The sequence below is a fragment of the Mucilaginibacter gossypii genome (assembly GCF_017569325.2).
Lineage (GTDB): Bacteria > Bacteroidota > Bacteroidia > Sphingobacteriales > Sphingobacteriaceae > Mucilaginibacter > Mucilaginibacter gossypii.
On sequence record NZ_CP071878.2, the window covers coordinates 6,690,927 to 6,711,850 of the forward strand.

The 20,924-nt window shown below is 42.2% G+C and carries 18 protein-coding genes; 9 read left to right on the top strand and 9 right to left on the bottom strand.

The window, feature by feature from the left end:
• Positions 1–112 precede the first annotated feature (112 nt).
• The 6 genes from J3L18_RS28760 to J3L18_RS28785 form a co-directional block, all read right to left on the bottom strand.
• Positions 113–1,738, bottom strand: a complete 1,626-nt coding sequence (locus J3L18_RS28760) for an NADP-dependent glyceraldehyde-3-phosphate dehydrogenase (RefSeq protein WP_091171655.1) — start codon at positions 1,736–1,738, stop codon at positions 113–115.
• A 177-nt stretch (positions 1,739–1,915) separates the two neighbouring features.
• The gene (locus J3L18_RS28765) at positions 1,916–2,707 is read right to left on the bottom strand and encodes a mechanosensitive ion channel family protein (RefSeq protein WP_129568099.1); all 792 of its coding nucleotides are present in this window, start codon (positions 2,705–2,707) and stop codon (positions 1,916–1,918) included.
• 366 nt (positions 2,708–3,073) lie between these two features.
• A complete protein-coding gene (gene groL, locus J3L18_RS28770; protein ID WP_091171658.1) occupies positions 3,074–4,705 on the bottom strand; it encodes a chaperonin GroEL in 1,632 nt (543 codons plus the stop codon).
• 150 nt (positions 4,706–4,855) lie between these two features.
• Positions 4,856–5,131, bottom strand: a complete 276-nt coding sequence (groES, locus tag J3L18_RS28775) for a co-chaperone GroES (protein ID WP_090530466.1) — start codon at positions 5,129–5,131, stop codon at positions 4,856–4,858.
• A gap of 423 nt (positions 5,132–5,554) precedes the next feature.
• Positions 5,555–6,316 carry a hypothetical protein gene (locus J3L18_RS28780; protein WP_091171660.1) on the bottom strand — a complete coding sequence of 254 codons (762 nt, stop codon included), beginning with the start codon at positions 6,314–6,316 and terminating at the stop codon, positions 5,555–5,557.
• A 174-nt stretch (positions 6,317–6,490) separates the two neighbouring features.
• Entirely contained in the window at positions 6,491–9,229 is a 2,739-nt protein-coding gene (locus J3L18_RS28785; RefSeq protein ID WP_129568100.1) for a DNA gyrase/topoisomerase IV subunit A, read from the bottom strand.
• Between the two features lie 297 nt (positions 9,230–9,526).
• Here J3L18_RS28785 and J3L18_RS28790 point away from each other — a divergent pair, with 297 nt between their 5' ends.
• The 4 genes from J3L18_RS28790 (at position 9,527) to J3L18_RS28805 (ending at position 13,603) form a co-directional block, all read left to right on the top strand.
• Entirely contained in the window at positions 9,527–10,231 is a 705-nt protein-coding gene (locus tag J3L18_RS28790) for a hypothetical protein (RefSeq protein ID WP_129568101.1), read from the top strand.
• A gap of 156 nt (positions 10,232–10,387) precedes the next feature.
• A complete protein-coding gene (locus J3L18_RS28795; RefSeq protein WP_129568102.1) occupies positions 10,388–12,286 on the top strand; it encodes a DNA topoisomerase IV subunit B in 1,899 nt (632 codons plus the stop codon).
• 166 nt (positions 12,287–12,452) lie between these two features.
• Positions 12,453–12,944, top strand: coding sequence for a cytidine deaminase (locus tag J3L18_RS28800; RefSeq protein WP_091171669.1), 492 nt, complete (start codon positions 12,453–12,455; stop codon positions 12,942–12,944).
• The gene (locus tag J3L18_RS28805; RefSeq protein WP_129568103.1) at positions 12,944–13,603 is read left to right on the top strand and encodes a GDSL-type esterase/lipase family protein; all 660 of its coding nucleotides are present in this window, start codon (positions 12,944–12,946) and stop codon (positions 13,601–13,603) included. Before J3L18_RS28800 ends, J3L18_RS28805 begins: the two co-directional genes overlap by 1 nt.
• Before the next feature lie 68 nt (positions 13,604–13,671).
• Here J3L18_RS28805 and J3L18_RS28810 read toward each other — a convergent pair whose 3' ends face one another.
• On the bottom strand, positions 13,672–14,100 hold the full coding sequence (locus tag J3L18_RS28810; RefSeq protein ID WP_167516316.1) for a nuclear transport factor 2 family protein: 429 nt from the start codon (positions 14,098–14,100) through the stop codon (positions 13,672–13,674).
• A 173-nt stretch (positions 14,101–14,273) separates the two neighbouring features.
• Between J3L18_RS28810 and J3L18_RS28815 the strand changes: the two genes are divergently transcribed.
• The 4 genes from J3L18_RS28815 (at position 14,274) to J3L18_RS28830 (ending at position 16,443) form a co-directional block, all read left to right on the top strand.
• Positions 14,274–14,786, top strand: coding sequence for a YdeI/OmpD-associated family protein (locus J3L18_RS28815; RefSeq protein ID WP_129568104.1), 513 nt, complete (start codon positions 14,274–14,276; stop codon positions 14,784–14,786).
• Positions 14,787–14,833: 47 nt separating this feature from the next.
• Positions 14,834–15,169: a winged helix-turn-helix domain-containing protein gene (locus J3L18_RS28820; protein ID WP_091171675.1), complete on the top strand. Its 336-nt coding sequence runs from the start codon at positions 14,834–14,836 to the stop codon at positions 15,167–15,169.
• Between the two features lie 167 nt (positions 15,170–15,336).
• Positions 15,337–15,825, top strand: coding sequence for a molybdopterin-dependent oxidoreductase (locus tag J3L18_RS28825; RefSeq protein WP_129568105.1), 489 nt, complete (start codon positions 15,337–15,339; stop codon positions 15,823–15,825).
• Positions 15,826–15,993: 168 nt separating this feature from the next.
• On the top strand, positions 15,994–16,443 hold the full coding sequence (locus J3L18_RS28830; RefSeq protein WP_129568106.1) for a hypothetical protein: 450 nt from the start codon (positions 15,994–15,996) through the stop codon (positions 16,441–16,443).
• Between the two features lie 178 nt (positions 16,444–16,621).
• Here the strand turns inward: J3L18_RS28830 and J3L18_RS28835 are convergent, their stop codons facing one another.
• Entirely contained in the window at positions 16,622–16,924 is a 303-nt protein-coding gene (locus J3L18_RS28835) for a DUF4286 family protein (RefSeq protein WP_090530427.1), read from the bottom strand.
• Positions 16,925–17,064: 140 nt separating this feature from the next.
• Complete coding sequence (locus tag J3L18_RS28840) at positions 17,065–18,873, bottom strand: tetratricopeptide repeat protein (RefSeq protein WP_129568107.1); 1,809 nt, start codon at positions 18,871–18,873, stop codon at positions 17,065–17,067.
• Between the two features lie 184 nt (positions 18,874–19,057).
• On the opposite strand from J3L18_RS28840, the gene J3L18_RS28845 reads away from it, so the two are divergent.
• Positions 19,058–20,920, top strand: coding sequence for a S9 family peptidase (locus J3L18_RS28845; RefSeq protein WP_167516317.1), 1,863 nt, complete (start codon positions 19,058–19,060; stop codon positions 20,918–20,920).
• Positions 20,921–20,924 lie beyond the last annotated feature (4 nt).

A 20,924-nucleotide genomic window follows, 5' to 3' on the forward strand; every position in this document is an offset into this window, starting at 1 on the left:
TTGCTTCGTGTATCATAGTTGCATGACTGTAAGTTGTTAATTGTCATTCGTAATATGTATTGTAGTTTTAGGATTGTCCTGGGGCTACTCCTCATGACGTCCTAACGGTTCCCTACAATATAAACTTCGTGCTCAGGAAATTGGAATCATTGTCATTCACAATTTCGTTGATGATGTTTTTGTTGGTTTCGGTCATTTTAGTGGTAACTAATGAACGGATTGAGAACGACCTTAACGCATCATGTACCGAAAGTGTACCCTCGGCGCTGTCCTTGCGCCCGGTGAACGGAAATACATCCGGACCGCGCTGGCACTGACTGTTAATGTTTACGCGGCTTACTAAATTCACAAAGGGATCGATCAGTGACGAAATTTCCCTGGCATCATTACTGAAAATACTCACCTGCATACCATGTGGCGAATCTATCTGGTAAGCGATAGGCTCCTCAATATCTTCAAACGGAATTACTGGGATCACCGGTCCAAATTGCTCTTCGCGGTACAGTTTCATGTTTTCATTAACCGGGTAAACTATGGCCGGGAAAAAGAACGAAGCCGATGTTTCACCGCCGTTTTCGTTAATCACTTTTGCGCCGTTGGCTAAAGCGTCATTTACAATATCGGTAAGGTAAGCCGGTTTATGAGGTTCGGGGAGCGGGGTAAGTTTTACGTCCTTTTCCCAGGGCAGTCCGAACTTAAGTTTGGCAACGGCCTCGCTCAATAGTTTTAAAAACTCATCAGCAACGGCTTTATGTACAAATATCACTTTAATAGCAGTACAACGCTGGCCGTTAAATGACAGCGAGCCTAAAATGCATTCGCTCACAGCCTGCTGCAGGTCGGCATGTTTGGTGACTATAGCTGCGTTCTTGGCGTCCAGACTTAAAACAGCTCTTAAGCGATTAATTTTAGGGTGGCGCTTTTTCAAATCATTTGCCACTTTGCTTGAGCCAATGAAAGCCAGCACATTCACCTTGCCCGATGACATCAGCCCGGGTGTTACCACTGCGCCCCTGCCATAAATGGTGTTCACCACTCCTTTAGGGAATGATTCCTGGAAGGCTTTTAGCAATGGGTAATGCAATAGTGTGCCGTGTTTAGGCGGTTTAAATAAAATGGTGTTCCCCATAATCAGCGCGGGGATCAGCGTAGTGAAAGTTTCGTTTAACGGGTAATTAAACGGCCCCATACAAAGCACTACCCCCAGGGGCGAACGACGGATCTGGGCCACCAGGCCCTCGGCCATTTCAAAGCGTGACGACTGACGGTCAATATCTTTTAACGCGTCGATGGTGGCATTGATGTATTCAATAGTGCGGTCAAATTCTTTAGCCGAATCAGCGTATGATTTGCCTATTTCCCACATCAGCAGTTTTACCACCAGCGTACGTTGTTCGCTCATTTTGTAAATAAAGCGCTCCATACATTTAATACGGTCGGCAATGCTCATGGTGGGCCATTCGCCGCGGCCATTGTCATAGGCTTCAAGCGCGGCATCCAGGGCTTCAAAAGCTTCTTTTTCGGTGCAAACCGGGTAGGTGCCTATCAGCTTCCGGGTAAAAGTACCGTCCTCTGCCCAAAAACCAACAGGTGAGTAAACTTCACTTACTTCGCCGTTCCATGGTTTCATTTCGCCACCGCTCAGATATTCGCGCTGGTGTACTTCTTCAATCTGAAATTCGGGGGGGATATTATTTTCATCAATAAAAATTGAACTGAGCTGGGTTTTAAAACTCATATTTTTTCAAGGGTTTGATTTCCCTAAGATAAAAAAAGCCTGCTTTAACAAGCAAGCTTTATGTGTTATAATTGTTTACTGATTTTAATAACCGAAGGCATTATTGATGATTCGATCTGCCTTCGTGAAAGAATTATCCTTTTGAAGGGCCTTTGATTCCCGGTTTCCTGCTTCTTTTCAAAATCCTGGTTTAGGGAAATTAACGCCACCTGCGGCAAGCTCTTTAAGCATTTGTTCCTGAAGGTTTATTTTAGCATTGAGGAAATCGGCAGGATCGACCCAAACATTAATAGTAAACCTTACACAATCGTTATCCAGGCTAATAACACCCACGCGCGCGGCCGGGTCATGAAGGATATCTTTATTGGCATTTACTACGCCTGTCATGATGGCCTTCGCCTTTTCTATATCATTGTTATAGCCTACCCGCAATTCAAAATCAAGACGGCGGCGGCCTTCGCGCGTTATGTTTACAATAACTTCATTAAACAGCTTTCCGTTAGGGATAATGACGGTTTTGTTATCGGCAGTAATAAGTACGGTATAAAACATCTGTATAGATACCACCCTGCCATCCTGGCCTTGCGCAACAATGCTGTCATCTATCTCAAAAGGTTTTAATAACAAAATCAGCACACCACCTGCAAAGTTTTGAAATGTGCCCGACAGCGCCAAACCGGCTGCTACTGAAAATGCGCCGATAATGGTAGTGAAAATGCTCATTTCAAGCCCTATGATGTTCATTACCCAAATAATGAGTAAAACATATAAAGCTGTAATGGTTAGGCTTAAGAAAAATGGCTGCAGTGACGAATGGATGCCGCGTTTCATCATACGCATGCGCAGCCTTGCACGCAAAAACTTAATAAACCATAACCCAATAAAAAATATGATTAGTCCACCTACATAATTAGGGCCGCGGTTAATAAGCCAATGGTGGAACTCAATGTAAAATTCGTCCAGTTTCATAACTGGGCGCAAAGTTAATAATTATCTATTAACTGTACAGGGAAACGAAGAGCTCGGGGCCCTTAAACAACACCCACTCAACCAGGGTGCTTTGTATTTGTTTTGTTTTTTGAGATAGACGTTTCATGACCTGCATTATTCAAATCCTGTGCCTGATTAGTGCTGTATCAGATTTGTTATGCAAAATTACGTATTACTACGCCCAGAGGATTTGGAAATTAATCAAATGATTAATAAATGACCGTTGAATTACCTTAGGATGACTATAACGGCCTCTTTTAAAGCACAAAACCCTGTATGCTTTTGCATACAGGGTTTTGAAAGTATATAAGTTTCTATACACCCCTTCAGGGGGCTTGGGGGCTCTTACATCATGCCGCCCATGCCACCGCCACCCATTGGTGGGCCAGCTGGAGCATCTTCAGGATCATCAGCCAATACAACTTCAGTTGTTAATAACATTGAAGCGATTGAAGCAGCGTTCTCTAAAGCTACGCGACCTACTTTAGTTGGGTCGATAACACCGGCAGCAATCAGGTTTTCGTATTTATCGGTACGTGCATTGTAACCAAAGTCGGCAGTGCCTTCTTTAACTTTTTGCACAACGATTGAACCTTCGATACCAGCGTTTTCGCAGATCTGACGTAAAGGCTCTTCGATAGCGCGACGGATGATCTGGATACCAGTGTTTTCGTCTTCGTTATCGCCTTTAAGGTCAGCTAAAGAAGCAACAGCACGGATGAAGGCAACACCACCACCAGCTACGATACCTTCTTCAACAGCGGCACGTGTAGCGTGTAAAGCATCGTCAACACGGTCTTTTTTCTCTTTCATTTCAACTTCGGTAGCAGCACCTACGTAAAGTACAGCAACACCGCCAGATAATTTGGCTAAGCGCTCTTGTAATTTTTCGCGGTCATAATCAGAAGTTGTTGATTCAATTTGTGATTTGATCTGGCTTACGCGGCCTTTGATCTCTTCTGCAGAACCAGCACCATTGATGATAGTAGTATTATCTTTGTCGATAACGATTTTCTCAGCAGTACCTAAGTAGCTAAGATCAGCGTTTTCTAATTTGTAACCTCTTTCTTCAGAGATCAAAGTACCACCGGTAAGGATAGCGATATCCTCTAACATAGCTTTACGACGGTCGCCGAAACCTGGAGCTTTAACAGCAGCAACTTTCAGTGAACCACGGATTTTGTTAACTACCAAAGTAGCTAAAGCTTCACCGTCAAGATCTTCAGCAATGATCAATAATGGTTTGCCGGTTTGTACTTGTTTTTCAAGGATAGGAAGCAATTCCTTCATCGAAGAGATCTTTTTATCATAGATCAGGATGTAAGGATTTTCCAGTTCAGCTTCCATTTTATCAGCATTGGTTACGAAGTAAGGAGAAAGGTAACCACGGTCAAACTGCATGCCTTCTACAGTTTTAACTTCAGTTTCAGTACCTTTTGCTTCTTCAACAGTGATAACACCGTCTTTACCAACTTTTTCCATTGCTTCAGCAATTAACGAACCGATAACCTCGTCGTTATTTGCAGAAATAGAAGCAACTTGTTTGATTTTGTTATTGTCTTCACCAACAGTTTGTGACTGGGTTTTCAGGTTTTCAACAACTGCTGCAACCGCTTTATCGATACCGCGTTTCAAATCCATTGGGTTTGCACCGGCAGCCACGTTTTTAATACCTGCAGTTACAATAGCCTGAGCTAAAACAGTAGCAGTAGTAGTACCATCACCTGCAATATCGGCAGTTTTTGAAGCTACTTCTTTAACCATTTGAGCACCCATGTTTTCAAGGGCGTCTTTTAATTCAATTTCTTTAGCAACAGTAACACCGTCTTTAGTGATGGCTGGTGAGCCAAATTTTTTGTCGATGATTACGTTACGGCCTTTAGGACCTAAGGTTACTTTTACTGCGTTAGCAAGGATATCAACACCGCGTTTCAGGGCGTCGCGTGCTTCAACATTGTATTTAACTTGTTTTGCCATGATGTTTTAATTATTGAATTATTGAATTAGCGAATGAGTGATTTGATTTCGCTTTCAATAATCTATTTTTTTTAATTTCTTTGATTTTAAACCAGCGGTTTGAACAGGAATAAATTCACTAATTCAATAACTCACTAATTCACTAATTGGTTAAAGAACTGCGTATATGTCTGATTCACGCATAATTAAGTACTCTTTACCTTCATAGGTAATTTCAGTACCTGCATATTTACCATATAAAACCTGGTCACCAACTTGTACGGTTAAAGGCTCATCAACTTTTCCCTGTCCAACAGCAACGATGGTTCCACGTTGAGGTTTTTCTTTGGCAGTATCAGGAATGAAGATACCTGAAGCGGTTTTCTCTTCGGCTGCTGCAGCTTCCACTACAACCCTATCGCCGATCGGTTTAATGTTTAATGACATAGTTATAACTGTTTATTTTTATTTAAGTTTTTCAGCCCAATATGCAACATCAATTATGCCAAGCGGGTATTATGGCAAGTATTGACAGGCTAAACTGTTTTAATGTCAGCAAAAGGTTATTTGCGTTTTGCGGCTTAACAATTTTTTAACCCGATGGTGTCAGGTTGTCAGTATGACTTAGGGATGACGGTAGGGGGATGATGCTTAAAAAAAAATGTCATTTCGATAGAGCAGGGGGGAGGAGTGCGCGGTAGGGCGAAAGAGAAATCTTTTAGGCTTTGCAGAGCGATAATGTATGATTTATACAAGGCGTATAAGATTTCTCCTCACTCCCACGCGTATTTCCTCACTTGTTCGTCGAAATGACAATCAGTTTTTATTGGTCGGGAGCGATTAAGAAAGAATGTTGTATCTGAACGAGTCTTACGCCGTTTTCCTCACCGCTGATAACTTCTTCACTTCATCCTTAGCTTTTGCAAACCATACTTTATTGCTTTTTCGCTCAACAGGGCTTAACTGCGATTGCTCGTTGAGCATATCCGTGAAAATTTGCCAGGCATCGTCATCGCGGCCGGCACGGGTAAGGAACATGCCGTATTCATAGCGGGGCTCAAAATAGGAGTAACGCCCTTTCATCAGTTTAAATTCATTTTCGGCCAACTCTTCCTGGTAAGTAAGCTCAAGCGATTTGGCATACAGGATGTGCGCTTTTGAGCGGGCAAATTGTGGTAGCTTATAAAGTTTTTTAGCAATAGGAATCACCTCGTTATACTGGCCTTTTTCAAAGTAAGCCACAATGAGCTGCGCCATTACGTGCTCGTTTTCGGCAAAGGCACCGGTGAGACTGTTTTGATATATTTCGAGTGCTTTATCGGTAAGCCCGGCGTCCAGATAGGCATCTGCCAGTTTAACACGGTTGGCAAAAGTATCGGTAAACCTTACTTCATCTTCAAGGCGTTTAATTTTGGCCCCGGGGTTTATTACCGCTTCAACATTTAGTTTAGGTGCACGGATACCTCGGTTGGATAGTATTTCGCTGTATATATAATACAAGCAGCCAAATACGGGTATTACTATCAGGATCCAAAGCCATTTTTGCTGGGTGCCGCGCCGCAGGCTGTGAATGATACAAAATGCCTCTAATATCAATATAATATAATAATAATTGCCACCGCCGAAGTACATGCCTGTTTATGATATAAGATTTAGTAATATTCAAAAATAACTAAAATACAGCTGTAAACAAGGGGGGTATAGCTGTAAAATGATTTTTTTGCTAATTGTTTGAGTATTGGATAAACGGGATTAATCGGCAGGTAAATAAAAAAGCCACCGGCTATTGTTACCGGTGGCTTTGCGTTAAAATAGCCCTAATTGTCCCTGATCGTCCATGTCGATATCGTCGGGGTTAGTGATCTCAAAATCGATCTTTTTAGGTGGCTTTGCCGACTCTTCAGATTGATCGGCTGGTGTTGCCGGCCCGTCTTCCTGAGAAACTACAGGCTCATCTTCATTTGTATCTGTTGATGCAAGAGTAGCTTCTTCGTTAATGTCGGTTTCGGCAGTTTCCGTTGCCTGGTTAATGCCATCACTTATCAGCTCAACTGATTTTACCGGATGTTGTGAAAGGCGGTTGCCCATGGCTTTCATTCCTTTTACATCAATAACATCTGCTAAATTCAGTTCGAGGGTTTCAGGTGTTTGATCTTTGCCTTTCAAGTGTGTCATGCTGATTACCGGCGCGGTGTGACCGATCAACACCATTTTTGATCCGGCTTCTTCACTGATCAGGCTTATCTGCTTACCAACGGCTATGTTTTCAAAAGAGAAACGCTTAACAAGATAGTTTTTGGATTTGCCTTCAATGTGTACTATCGAGAACACTGCCTGCGGCTCATACTTTTCGATAAGGATCATCTTATCATCAAAGTGGTTGTTAAGATCAAAGCTGCTTAATTCATAAACGCCATTGCTGAGCACGGTGAGAATGCGGTCGTCACCATCAAATTCGCCCAGGTATTTGCCGCGGCCATCTGCGTTCAGGCGCTTCAGGATATCATCATACCAGATCTTACGTCCGGCCAGCGTTGACACACCCTTGCTTTTCAGTATGATTTTTTTAACCGGGTATTTGGTAATGATATTACCCATCGAACCGCGGCCTTTGATAGCTATAGATGCGAAATCCTCATCAAACTGTAGTTTTTTAAGTTTGGAGTGAGGTTTAAGCTGTACGTTCACCACTTCGGCCTCGCCGTTAGGGTTGGCGGTAAAGTACAATACTTTTGAGCCTTTGGTGCCTTTGGTAAGGTCGTATTCCTTATCGCGGGTTACACCCACTACCGAGAATCGTTTGATATAACTGATGCCACTCTCGCCGTCTTTATATATCATATTATAAACGGTGCGTTCGTCATTCTTTTTAAATACGGCAACGTGAATGATGTCCTTACCCACAAAAACCTTGTCCTGCACTTTGGTAATCATACAGCGGCCATCGCCCCTAAAAACAATGATCTCGTCAATGTCTGAACAATCGCCAACGTATTCAACCGAGTCATCTTTCTTCAGGCCAGATCCAATAAAGCCGTCGGCCCTGTTAACATATAGTTTGATATTAGCCAATGCTACCTGTGCAGCTTCAACCTTATCAAAGGTGCGCAGTTCGGTTTTGCGCTCTCTGTCCTTACCATATTTATCCTTCAGTTTTTCGAACCAGGCAATGGTATACTCGGTAAGGTGTTTTAGGTGATGTTTTACCTGTTTTATCTCATTTTCGAGCGCCTTCATTTGCTCATCCGCTTTTTTAACATCAAAGCGGGTGATGCTGCTCATAGGTTTATCTATCAGCTTTTTATAATCTTCGGGCTGTATGGTGCGGTAAAACTGCGGAAAGAAAGGCTCAAACAAGCGGTTCAACACTTCCAATACCACTTCAAAATTGCCCGAGTTTTCGTACTCAGGATTTTTATACATCCCTTCCTGGATAAAGATCTTAAGTAATGAACTGAAGAAGATCTTCTCCATTAAATCCTTCAGCCTGATCTCCAACTCCTGTTTTAGCAGGTCTTTGGTGAAGAATGTGCTTTCGGTAAGCATATCGTTCACGCTCATGAAGCGCGGCTTATCATCCTGTATTACGCAGGTGTTTGGTGATATGGATACCTCGCAATCGGTAAAGGCATAAAGAGCGTCGATGGTTACATCGGGCGAGATGCCCGGAGCCAAGTGAATAATGATCTCTACATCCCTGGCGGTATTATCCTCAATTTTTTTGATCTTGATCTTACCTTTATCGTTGGCCGAGATCACGCTGTCAATTAAACTGCCGGTAGTAGTAGTAAATGGTATTTCGGTAATGGCAAGCGTTTTTTTATCGCGCTCAACAATTTTAGCCCTTACCCTCACTTTACCTCCACGCTGACCTTCATTATATAGTGAAGCATCAGCCATGCCCCCTGTCGGAAAATCAGGCATGAGGTTAGGGCGTTCACCTTTTAATACGGCTATGGAAGCATCAATTAACTCAATAAAGTTATGAGGTAAGATTTTGGTAGCCAAACCTACCGCAATACCTTCGGCTCCCTGTGCAAGCAACAAGGGGAACTTTACCGGCAGAGTAATAGGCTCTTTGTTACGGCCGTCATAGCTGGCCTGCCAAACGGTGGTATCCGGGTTAAAAACAACATCAAGCGCAAATTTTGATAAGCGCGCTTCAATATAACGGGGGGCCGCTGCCGAGTCGCCGGTTACCGGGTCGCCCCAGTTTCCCTGGCAATCAATCAACAGGTTTTTCTGACCAATCTGCACCATCGCGTCACCAATAGAAGCGTCACCATGAGGGTGATATTTCATGGTGTTACCTATAACATTGGCGGCTTTGTTAAAACGCCCGTCGTCCATTTCCTTCAACGAATGCAGGATGCGGCGTTGTACGGGTTTTAAACCATCGTTGATATGGGGAACAGCCCGGTCGAGAATTACATAGGATGCATAATCAAGAAACCAATTTTCATATAACCCATCGAGTGAGGCAACGGTGTGGAGTTTTTCTTCATTAGGGTTTGGTGTATCGTTTTGATGCAGATCTTCACTCATTATTCAATAAAAACTTTTGGATTGGTAAAGATACGGATTATGTGCTGATGTGCAGATGAAGTGAGCTACATTTTAACGTCTTGTTAATATTGGTTTATAACAAAATTGTTACGTTTAGGTGGGTTTGCAACAATTACTAATCACGTGCGTAAAAATTATTAATGTAACAAATAATTGATTGATATTGTCGTTAAAGCATAGCGGTTATTTGAATGCGCGAGGGTGTTGATTAATTAATTTGTTTATATATTTACCTATGATGCTTTAACCAGGTTTTTTTTCCTGGCTGCCCCTTAAATGAAAACTATTTTGAAGTTAACCCGGCCCTTATTGCTTATGGCTTTGTCGTTGCTGTGCTTTACAAAAAGCATAGCTCAGATAAGTCTAAGGCCGTTATATGCCCAAAATAATAAGAAACATACAACAGCGAAGGTTAAGCCTGGCTACTCAAAGCTCAAAACAGCAGGTACTGATCAGTTTAAAGAATTTACCAAGCTTTTGGCCCAGGCCAATGTAATTTATACCCCACCCAGGGGGTTTAAAGAGATTCCCGCTCCCAATGATGAGGATTTTTCATTTGATTATGCGTTGCAGTTGCCGGGGCAGGATTTTGAAGTATGGTTCCAGGTAAAATCCCAGAAACAGAATTATACCAGTTATGAGCAGGGGCAATATGATATTGACCGGGAAACCGAAAATCCCGATTCGATATATATAAACATGAGCAGGGCGCACGCCATAGCCTTTACCGGCGAAAGGGATAACTTTATGCGGAGCATACCGGTTAACGTTTTAAACAGATATAAAGCTGATGCCGGTAAGTCATACCTGTTAAACCTGCTCGATTTGCCTGCTACCAAGCATTATAAATACGCGCTGCTTATTGCATTACAGCGTAACCATACCGGCACCATTATGGCTGTTTGTTTTACTAATGATAAAGGCCCCGAGTTTTTTAAAAATGTAGACAGGGCAAGTAATTGCTTGAAGTTTAAGCCGTAGAGAGATACAGAAAAGTAATCTCTCTGCTGTGTCATTTCCTTTATATAATTCCCCGATGTTAATAAGTTGATATTTGCTCTCCGTTAATTCAGGCGGGAAGTTTTATTTTTGCAGTTAGGCGTATTTTTACGCTGTTTAATTTTCTACTTTATATACATGGCAGAACCAGTTAATTATAGTGAAGATAGTATCCGCTCCCTCGATTGGAAGGAGCACATCCGTTTACGCCCCGGTATGTATATTGGTAAACTGGGCGATGGCTCTGCTTATGACGATGGTGTATACGTACTGCTTAAAGAGATCATTGATAACTCGATAGACGAGTTTGTAATGGGATCGGGCCGTACCATTGAGGTGAACATGAGCGACCATAAGGTATCGGTGCGCGATTATGGCCGCGGTATCCCTTTGGGTAAAGTGATCGACTGTGTATCCAAAATAAATACAGGCGGTAAATACGATAGCAAGGCCTTTCAAAAATCGGTAGGTTTAAATGGAGTGGGTACCAAAGCGGTTAACGCGCTTTCCAACTCATTTACAGTACAATCATACCGCGACGGCCGCACCAAACTGGCCGAGTTTGCCAAAGGTGAACTTATACGTGATGAGAGTGAAAAAGATACCACCCAGCGTAATGGTACTGCTATCAATTTTATACCCGATGATACCATTTTCAGGCATTACCGGTTTATCCCGGAGTTTGTAGAAAGTATGATCTGGAACTACGTGTTCCTGAACGCGGGCCTTACTATCAATTTTAACAATCAAAAGTATTTTTCGGAACGCGGCCTATATGATTTGCTTACCCGTAATACGGATGCTGAAACTTTACGGTATCCAATTATCCACCTTAAGGGCGAAGACATTGAGATAGCCATGACCCACGGTCAGCAATACGGCGAAGAATATTATTCATTTGTTAACGGTCAAAATACTACCCAGGGCGGTACGCACCAGGCCGCCTTCCGCGAGGCGGTAGTAAGAACCGTACGCGAGTTTTATAAAAAAGAGTTTGATGCATCGGATATCAGGGCTTCAATTGTTGCTGCTATTGCCATAAAGGTGCAGGAGCCGGTGTTTGAGTCGCAAACTAAAACCAAACTGGGCTCGCAAAATATTGGTCCGGAAGGCCCGTCTGTGCGCGGCTTTATTAATGATTTTGTTAAAAAAGAGCTTGATAATTATCTGCATAAAAACGCAGAAGCTGCTGATGGCTTGCTAAAAAGAATCCTGCAATCAGAACGGGAGCGTAAGGATATTGCCGGTATTAAAAAACTGGCCAACGAGCGTGCAAAAAAAGCATCATTGCATAACCGCAAACTGCGCGATTGTAAATTACATTTTGACGATACGCATGAACGTAAACAGGATACCACGTTGTTCATTACCGAAGGTGACTCGGCCAGTGGATCGATCACTAAATCGCGTGATGTGATGACCCAGGCTGTGTTCAGCTTAAAAGGTAAACCCCTTAACTGCTTTGGCCTAACCAAAAAGGTAGTTTACGAAAACGAAGAATTTAACCTGCTGCAGCATGCACTGAATATTGAGGACGGCCTTGATGCTTTGCGTTACAATAACATTGTGATAGCTACCGATGCCGATGTCGACGGGATGCACATCCGCCTGTTGTTGATGACCTTTTTCCTGCAGTTTTTCCCTGATCTGGTAAAGGCCGGTCACGTTTCCATATTGCAAACACCGTTATTCCGCGTACGAAATAAAAAGGAAACCATTTATTGTTACAGCGATGAGGAACGCCGCAACGCCATAGCTAAATTGGGTAATAAACCCGAGATCACCCGGTTTAAAGGTTTAGGTGAAATTTCGCCCGAAGAATTTGGTTTGTTTATTGGTAAAGACATGCGGCTTGACCCTGTAATATTAAGAGATGCCAATGTAAAGGCGCTCCTCGAATATTTTATGGGCAAAAATACTCCAGCCCGCCAAATGCATATCGTTAATAACCTGAGGGTTGAAAAGGATGATGAAACCATCAACCCAACAATAGCTAAAGAAACTGAAGCTGAGGAAGAGTTGCCAGTGGCTGTATAAACCTTGATTTGCCTGATTGAAGGATTTCCTTGAATTGCATAGCATGAGGATACTTTAATCAGGCATTTTTTTATCATGGAAATCAAATAATCCTAAAAATCAGGGTTCTTATTGAAAAATTTCCTTATCTTGTTTCCCCCGATTTTTTAACAAGGGTCGATAATATATGATAAGTCACGAAATTAAAATAGCCTTTGACGAATATGAGTCGCTGGCCGATCTTGATAAAGCCGACAGGCAGCTGTGCCTTGAAGCACAGAAAGCATTAAAAAACTCACATTCTCCATATTCCAAATTCCGTGTTGGGGCTGCACTTCGTTTGCAAAGCGGTAAAATTATTTATGGCAGTAACCAGGAAAATGTAGCCTATCCATCGGGTTTATGTGCCGAGCGGGTGGCATTGTTTAACTGGGGCGCCAATCACCCTGATGATCCTATCGAGGCCATGGCAGTAACGGCACATTCAGATGATTTTCCTATTGTAAAACCAATTACCTCTTGCGGATCATGTTTACAGGTATTAGCTGAATGCGAAAAGCAGCAAAATCAATCAATAAAAATTATATTGCATGCCGAAGATGGACCGGTTTGGATCATCAAAGGCATTGAAAACCAATTGCCGTTTTTATTTTTTGAAGAACGTATAGCTACTCCATAATGAAACTGAAGTTTTTTTTTCTCTTCATAGGTCTTGCATTTAGCATTGATGTATTGGCCCAGCAGGGTTTCCCGTTTGATAATGAGATCAGGGCATTTAAACATCAGGATAGCCTGAGCTTTCCAAAACCAGGTGGTATTTTATTTATCGGCAGTTCATCTATCCGTAAGTGGACAGATCTCGAGCAGCGGTATGCCGGCAGGCCTATTATAAGGAGGGGAGTAGGCGGTTGCGAATTATGGCAGATAGCAGATTATTACACGCCTTACATCCTGCTCCCATACAAGCCACGCAAAATTTTTGTTTATGCCGGCGAAAACGATATAGCGGCAGGTAAATCGGCCCAGGCGGTTGCCGCTTCATTTGCAAAGCTGTGGGAACTAATCCATCAGAAATTGCCGGGTGCCGAAGTGTATTTCATGTCGATTAAACCGAGCCCGGTGCGCGCTAAATATTATGATGTGGTTTATGCCGCGAATGAACTGGTGAAAAGCTATCTGAAAGGAAAACCAAAAAGTTATTATGTCGACCTGGTTCCGGCTATTTACAAGCCGGGTACTACAGCCCCGGATTCAAGTTTGTTTAATAACGATTACCTGCACCTTAACAGCAAAGGTTATGATCAATGGCAAAAGGTACTTGATCCGCTGGTGAAATAAAATAAAAAAGGCCCCGCACCAACGGGGCCTTTACCTACTTACATATTAAACACTAAACTAAAACTTACTTATTTAAAAACGCTGTACACGTTTGTAATTTTCCAGCCGCTGCCGGTGTTAGTAACGGTTACATAGTTGCTGCGGGTAAAAGTGCTGTATTTCATATCAACTTTTACTACGGCAAGGTCATTATTGCTTTCAACAATTGAAGTGCTGGTAATGCAATCCTGCTCGGTATTTTTATTGGCTTTTAATAAGTCAACTACTTCAGTTTTGGTAAAACTTAATACTTTAGTGCCGCGTAACATGCTGAATTTTGCCGATTGATCTACCACTTCGTTAAAGCCCTGCATTTTGCCGCGGGTCATGGCATCTATATAAGTGTTGATGGCGTAGTTTTTGGTTAAATTATCGCCTTCAATTTTATTTGTTGCTTTTGCTGCAGTGCCTATTACTAATAAGGCTAAGCCAAGCATGATTGATTTTAAGGTTTTCATATTGTTGTTGTTTTTTAGGTTTTTAACTTTTAAATTGTTTTTATACTCATAAGACATCGCTACCATGCATTACGTTACAGCCTCTACAACTAAATATGACGATTTAACAAACATTTAACATTTTCGCATATTTTTTAATGATGATGATAACAATATGCTATTAAATAATACTTATGGTTGATTTTAATACCATTATTTTACAGTTTGCCGAACAGGGCGAAAAAACCGGATGGACCTACATTGAAATTCCGGCAGATGTGGCGCAAGAAATGAAGCCCGGCAATAAAAAATCGTTTCGTGTAAAGGGTAAGCTTGATGAGTTTGAGGTGCGTGGTATGGCCCTGATGCCAATGGGAGAGGGGAATTTTATCATGGCCCTGCGCCGGGAAATCTGTAAAGCAATCCATAAACATCGCGGGGCCATGCTCCGGGTACGGCTTGAACCCGATAATGATTTTAAATACATTGTTCCTGATGATTTGCTGGAGTGTTTGGAATACGAACCCGATGGCGGCGATTTTTTCAATAGTCTTGCCGAAAGTCACCGGGGGTATTTTATAAAATGGATAGAGAGTGCCAAAACCGAAGTTACCCGCGCTAACCGTATAGCACAAACCGTTAACGCCATGGTACGCCGTATGGATTACGGCCAAATGCTGCGCGCGCAAAAAAAAGCAAGGGAGTAACTGTGTAGTGTATCAGCTATAATAAATTTGATGATTAATAATTATTAATGGAAATCCCTTCATTTAAACTTAACGGTCGCATCTGGATAGAAATGGACGAGGAAAAAGTACTTGGCCATGGCCGGGTCGAGTTACTTGAGCGGATCCATGCCTCCGGCTCCATCAGGCAGGCCGCGCTGCAAATGAAAATGTCATACAAGCAGGCCTGGGATTTGGTGAACCACATGAACGATGGTTTTAAACAACCCCTCGTAATTTCAAAAAGAGGAGGAAAGGGAGGTGGAGTGGCCTTGCTTACACCATTTGGGTTGGAAGTTATCGGGGAGTTTAAAGATCTGCAGCAAAAATTCTCTCAATTTTTAGACAGTAATAGCAAAAAGTAAAAGTTTTTTCTGGGTTTAGTATTGAAAATTAAAAAACGGTATTCGTGGTGGATTGATTTGTCGATCCTATTCTGCATTTTTGCGTTGTGTTTTTTAAAATATAACGTAAGCGCCATATGATATAACCGTTTTGCAGATCTGCATCAATCAAAAAACTAACATAAGCCATGAAAAAATATACCCTTATACTGCTGCTATTGATAGCCGGTTTAACAACACAGGCGCAAACAAAAGAAGCCGTAGTAAAAGTAACCGGAGAAGTAACAAATCCACTAACCATTGGCCCTGCCGAGTTACAGCAATACAAGCAAACCACAGTTACCCGTAAGGACAAGGACGGAAAAGCCCACCTCTATTCGGGTGTAATTGTATCCGAAATACTGACTAAAGCAGGTGTTACCCTGGGCGCCGACTTACATGGTAAAAACCTGGCTAAATATCTTTTAGTTGAAGCCGGTGACGACTACCGGGTACTTTTTGCCCTTGCCGAGCTGGATAAAGCTTTTACCGATCGCATGATAATTCTTGCTGATAAAGTTGATGGACAGCCCTTGGCCCCAGCCGATGGGCCATTCCGCATCATTGTTCAGGATGAAAAGAAACCTGCGCGTTGTATAAAGCAGGTAATTGCTATGAAGGTGATGTTTGCGAAGTAGGATAGGTATATTTAATTTGAAATGCTATCTTAGAAGCTGTTTAAAGATATCATTGCTAGGTACGAAGCAATCGCAAACTATACAGGGCGGGCCTGCTAATGGGGGGATTGCTTCGTATCTCGCAGTGATACTTTTTTATTTAAATAGCTTAATTAATTTAAACCTTTCATGATTCCATATAGCCAGGCTGTAGAGCAACTTGAAGAAGAGAAACCTAAAATATACACCCTTAACTCAATCAGGGTAGCAACATTTATATTCGGGCCATTAGCCGCGGGGTATTTGGTATCTCAGAACTACAAAGCGTTTAACGAGAAAGATAAATCAACCACAACCTGGATAATTGCCGTTGTCGCATTGATCGCAATTATTGGCCTGGCTGTTATTACTTCAAGTACAGAGCGGTTTCCAAGATTTATATTTCCATTGGCTTATGCCTGGGGGACTTTCCTACTTGTACAAAAGTTCCAGGGCGAACAAATGAAGGAGCATTTTGCCACTGGAGGTAAAACTTTTACTATATGGCGTGCATTGCTTGCCGGTCTGATTTGTCTAATTGTGACAGTGGCAGCCATATTTTTGATTCTTTTAATGATACCCGGTGCTCTTGACGAATAGGAGCATGAGAGTTTCTTAATAGATCATGAACTATCAAACTATATCGTAGAATATATATAATCTCTGAACAGCGAGCCAGCACCAGAGGTGCTAAGGGTTTGTAGAAAATGAAATGAACAGATTTTCAGCGTGCCAGAGATACGCGACCTCAACGCCACGCATCGCTGGCACAATTAGTTTATTCCACCTCTTCCATCAGGGTATTGAACATCACAAATTTTTCGTTAAATTTTTCCTGGTGGGTAGCCTGGAATTTATGCAGGTGGTTCATGTAAAACTGCTGAAAATGCTCAATGCTATCAGCATTGTATTGAATACAGTAGGTAACCCCTTCGTTTGGCGAATCAATAACAGTCAGGATGCGGTACGAGCTGAAATGTCCGGTAGCCATGATAGCCGGGATATGGATGGTTTTGATATAGTTAAGCCATTCGTCATGAATGGTTTCGTCAATTATTATGGTGTCGTTGTATACAATCATGTTGTAAAATTAGTTATTTAAGTTGATTGGGTGAATGGTTGATTTAGTGAGTAGTTGATTAGGTGACTGGTTGGCATATTCAGAACAGCAGCAATTTAGACAACCACTCGCCATTTAACCTAATCAACCACTTACCAACTTTAAGACGCATCCGGTTTATCGCCCCTTAATACTCTGAAGCGTTTACGGGCTTCGTTGATCCAGAGGCTGCCGGGATAATCAGTTAAGATTTTTTGGTAGTAGTTCCTGGCAGTGGTTTTATCGTTCAACCTGTTTTCGTAAATATCGCCCAACATAAATACAGCATCATCGGCCCACAGGTCGGCAGGATGTTCTTCAAGTATTTTTTTCAGCAGGGGTACTGCGCCGGCATAATCCTTCTGCTGGATCAGGATGCGCGATTTCGACATCATGATATCATCATCTAAAGCATTGTTCGGGAACTTTTTGCCAATACTGTCTAATATCATTACTGCCTTTTCTGGATTTTGAGCAAAAATCTGCAAATCGGCCCGGGCGTACATTTTAAGCGCTGACCCGCTGCTATCGGCAGCAAGATTATCCTGGATCAGCAGCAATAGGTTAAGTGCATCGTTTGCTATTAATTGCGATGTAGCAACTTTCAGCACATCCAACTGTCCCTTTGCCCAGGTGAAATCTCCGGTATAATAAGCCATTTTAGCATTTCTGAATAAAGCATCCTGCCCGACGGCAGTAGCGGGGAAATCTTTCTCAACCTGGCTGTAAAGCAGGGTGGCTTCCCAGGGTTGGTTGTTAAGCAGGTAAATATCGCCTAAATCAAGCTTGCAATCGGCTAAAAGGTTTGGCCTGATATCATTTAACCTGGTAGTTTCTTCCAATAATTTTTGGGCGTCCTTAAGTTTGTGAAGCTTAAAGGCTTGCAGGTTGGCCAGTTTTTGCATGGCAAAAGCGGTGCTGCTGTTACGTCCAAACTCGGTGAGCAGGTCGTTATAATCTTTTTCAAGTCCAAGCAAATCTTCGGGCAGGTATTTGCCCGATGTTACTTTCAGGTTTTTGGTGTTGATCAACTCAATCTTTGAGGGGATGTATAGGGAGGTTGTTTTCCCTTTACTGATAATGTATTCATATCCGCGGATGGCTTCGTCATAAGCCTCATTGGCAATGAAGGTACGGCAGAGATCATAGATGCTGTTACCATCGTCATTTTGTCTGCGGCTCAGGGCCAGTGCCTGGTTAAGGGCCAGATCAAATTCCTTTTGCTGCAGGTACTGCCAGGTAAGCAGATCGGCATAAATGGTTTGCTGCGGATCTTTCTGAATGCGTCTCAGTAAAGCTGTTTTAAGCATATCATAATCAGCGCTACCCTCGTATACATTTGAAAAAGCATTTTCGGCCTGGTTTATAAAATTGGGGTTTTGAGGTAAAAAGTTCAGGTATTCGTCGGTGAGGGATATTTTGTCGCGCTTAAAACGGTAAAGGTTAATAAGCTCATAAGTAAACATGTTATCATTTTTAAGCAGTTTCCGTCCTTGCTGAAAAATTTTGATTGCATAATCAATATTAGCGCTTTGGTAAAATTGAGATGCCAGGGCAGCTATTTCACCCTGGTCGGCAGGGAGGCTTTTGATCAGGTCATCATAAATAGCGTCGGCTTTGGCCATATTGCCCTCCTGCGTGTAAATGTTACCCAGCATTATAGCATACTGGTGGTCATCAGGATGGCGGCGGATCAGTTTTTTGGTGATGCTTTCGGCTTCATCAAATTTTTTAAGGTTGAGCAGTGTATTTATGTATACACTGTAATAGTTCTCGTTGTTTTGCTTGTATAACTTTTGATAAATTTCGAGTGCTTTTTGCGGTTCGCCGTTAGCATTGTATTGCCTGGCCAGCAGCAGTTCATTGTCCTGTGCAAGCAGCCTGCCGCTAAAGCAAAAAGCAAGAATAATAACAATATATAAAGCCCTCATCTGTTCAAAAATAATCAATTAATAGGATTGCTTAAGCCGGTTTGCCATATTATTTATATAACGGTATATAAGGGTAAAATTGTAGTGACATCTTGATAACATCGAACTTATTTATCTAATTTGAGTACGTGAATAAAATGGGGTATTTGTAGCTATGTTGAGCCGGGTCAGATTTTTTCTTATTGTGAGTTGCATTATCGTCTTCTTTTCCTGCAACAGGAGTAAAGTAAGGCAAATACCTATTATTGACTTTTTTAAAACACCCGAAAGGAGCTTTTACCGAATTTCGCCCGATGGTAAATATGTATCATACCTTAAGCCATTTAAAGATAAGCAAAACATATTTATACAGTCATTAGCCGATGGTAAGGAACGAATGGTTACTCAATTTGAGGACTATTCAATCAGAGGTGATTATTTTTGGACATACAATAACCAGCTTGTTTTTTCGCAGGATCTTATCGCTACCGATTCAGTTAAAATGTATGCTTTTGATGTGGCTACCAATAAAAGCCGGATTATATTATCATTCGGTAATGTGAGGATTGGCCTGGTTAACCGTAACCGGCAGCAGCCAGATATCATCACTATTAAGACCAATGAGCGAGATCCCGGCAATTTTGACGTTTATCGCCTTAATGTGAAAACCGGCGAAATGAAGACTTACCTGCTTAATCCGGGGAATATTACTGAATGGTTTGCAGATGCCGACGGCAGGATCAGGCTTGAAAGGGCATCAGACGGGGTTAACGAAACCATCTTATTCCGCCCCGATGAGGATAAGCCCTTTAAGCCTATAATCGAAAATAATTTTAAGAATGCAGTAAGACCTATAGCATTTACAGGTATAAAAAATTATTTCTATGCGCTATCAAACGTAAACCGCGATAAGATGGCCCTGGTTGAGATTAATGCGGAAGATGGTAAAGAAGAGCGGACAATTTTTAGCTGCAGCAAAGCGGATATCACCAGTTTCGAATATTCAAAAAATAAACACCGGATAGAGTTTACCGGCTGGGACGAATCAATGCCGCGTAAGCATTTTCTTGCACCTGATGTTGAGCAGATGTACCAAACCATTCAGCAACAGCTTAAGGGTAATGAGATCAGGGTGGTTGACCGCGACAGCTCTGAGAATAAATTTATCCTCAACACTTATACCGACCGTAATCCCGGTTCATACTATCTTTTTGAAAAAAACAGTGGTAAGTTAACCAAGCTAAGCGATATCAACTCAAGCCTTGTACCTGCCGAATTATGCGCCATGAAACCTATATCATACCATGCGCGCGATGGCTTGCTGATTAATGGTTATTTAACCTTACCAAGGGGCGATAAAAATGAAAACTACCCTGTAGTAGTTATGCCGCACGATGGTCCATGGGGGCGTGATACCTGGGGATATGATGACCAGGTGCAGTTTTTAGCCAATCGTGGGTATGCCGTGTTCCAGGTTAATTACCGCGGATCAACAGGCTATGGCAAGGCCTTCCGAAGTGCGGGATATAAACAGGTAGGCGGCAAAATTCAGGATGATATTACCGATGGGGTACACTGGCTTATTGATACTAAAGTTGCAAACCCTAAAAAGATTGCCATTTTTGGCGGGCGTTTTGGCGGTTTTTCAGCGCTTTATGGTGTGTCTTTTCATCCCGAGTTATATAGTTGTGCGGTGGTACAATACGGCCTCATTAACTTTTTTACCTATATCAAGGATGCGCCGCCGTTTGTTAAGCCTTATTTAAAAATGACTTACGAAATGGTTGGCAACCCCGAAACTGACGCAGATCAGTTGAGGGCTATATCGCCTGTTTTTCATACCGACAAAATTAAGGTACCTTTAATCATATTCCAGGGTGCCAAAGATCAGCGGGCTAATATCAGCGAGCTTAACCAGTTTGTACGCGAGCTGCGTAAACGTAACGTTGATGTGAAATATTTTTTAAAACCCAATGAACGTGCATATTTCAGGAGCGAACATAACCGTATGGAAATGTATGCCGAAATAGAGAAGTTTTTGGATAAGAATATGCGGGTTAAACCATAAGCCG

Bases quoted from the DNA above. Each gene is read 5' to 3' on its own strand.
- J3L18_RS28810 (WP_167516316.1), bottom strand. From the start codon at position 14,100: ATGAAAACCTTAAAATCAATCATGCTTGGCTTAGCCTTATTAGTAATA.
- J3L18_RS28795 (WP_129568102.1), top strand. From the start codon at position 10,388: ATGGCAGAACCAGTTAATTATAGTGAAGATAGTATCCGCTCCCTCGAT.
- J3L18_RS28800 (WP_091171669.1), top strand. From the start codon at position 12,453: ATGATAAGTCACGAAATTAAAATAGCCTTTGACGAATATGAGTCGCTG.
- J3L18_RS28790 (WP_129568101.1), top strand. From the start codon at position 9,527: ATGAAAACTATTTTGAAGTTAACCCGGCCCTTATTGCTTATGGCTTTG.
- groL (WP_091171658.1), bottom strand. From the start codon at position 4,705: ATGGCAAAACAAGTTAAATACAATGTTGAAGCACGCGACGCCCTGAAA.
- J3L18_RS28835 (WP_090530427.1), bottom strand. From the start codon at position 16,924: ATGATTGTATACAACGACACCATAATAATTGACGAAACCATTCATGAC.
- J3L18_RS28805 (WP_129568103.1), top strand. From the start codon at position 12,944: ATGAAACTGAAGTTTTTTTTTCTCTTCATAGGTCTTGCATTTAGCATT.
- J3L18_RS28760 (WP_091171655.1), bottom strand. From the start codon at position 1,738: ATGAGTTTTAAAACCCAGCTCAGTTCAATTTTTATTGATGAAAATAAT.
- J3L18_RS28785 (WP_129568100.1), bottom strand. From the start codon at position 9,229: ATGAGTGAAGATCTGCATCAAAACGATACACCAAACCCTAATGAAGAA.
- J3L18_RS28815 (WP_129568104.1), top strand. From the start codon at position 14,274: ATGGTTGATTTTAATACCATTATTTTACAGTTTGCCGAACAGGGCGAA.
- J3L18_RS28765 (WP_129568099.1), bottom strand. From the start codon at position 2,707: ATGAAACTGGACGAATTTTACATTGAGTTCCACCATTGGCTTATTAAC.
- groES (WP_090530466.1), bottom strand. From the start codon at position 5,131: ATGTCATTAAACATTAAACCGATCGGCGATAGGGTTGTAGTGGAAGCT.
- J3L18_RS28780 (WP_091171660.1), bottom strand. From the start codon at position 6,316: ATGTACTTCGGCGGTGGCAATTATTATTATATTATATTGATATTAGAG.
- J3L18_RS28830 (WP_129568106.1), top strand. From the start codon at position 15,994: ATGATTCCATATAGCCAGGCTGTAGAGCAACTTGAAGAAGAGAAACCT.
- J3L18_RS28825 (WP_129568105.1), top strand. From the start codon at position 15,337: ATGAAAAAATATACCCTTATACTGCTGCTATTGATAGCCGGTTTAACA.
- J3L18_RS28840 (WP_129568107.1), bottom strand. From the start codon at position 18,873: ATGAGGGCTTTATATATTGTTATTATTCTTGCTTTTTGCTTTAGCGGC.
- J3L18_RS28820 (WP_091171675.1), top strand. From the start codon at position 14,834: ATGGAAATCCCTTCATTTAAACTTAACGGTCGCATCTGGATAGAAATG.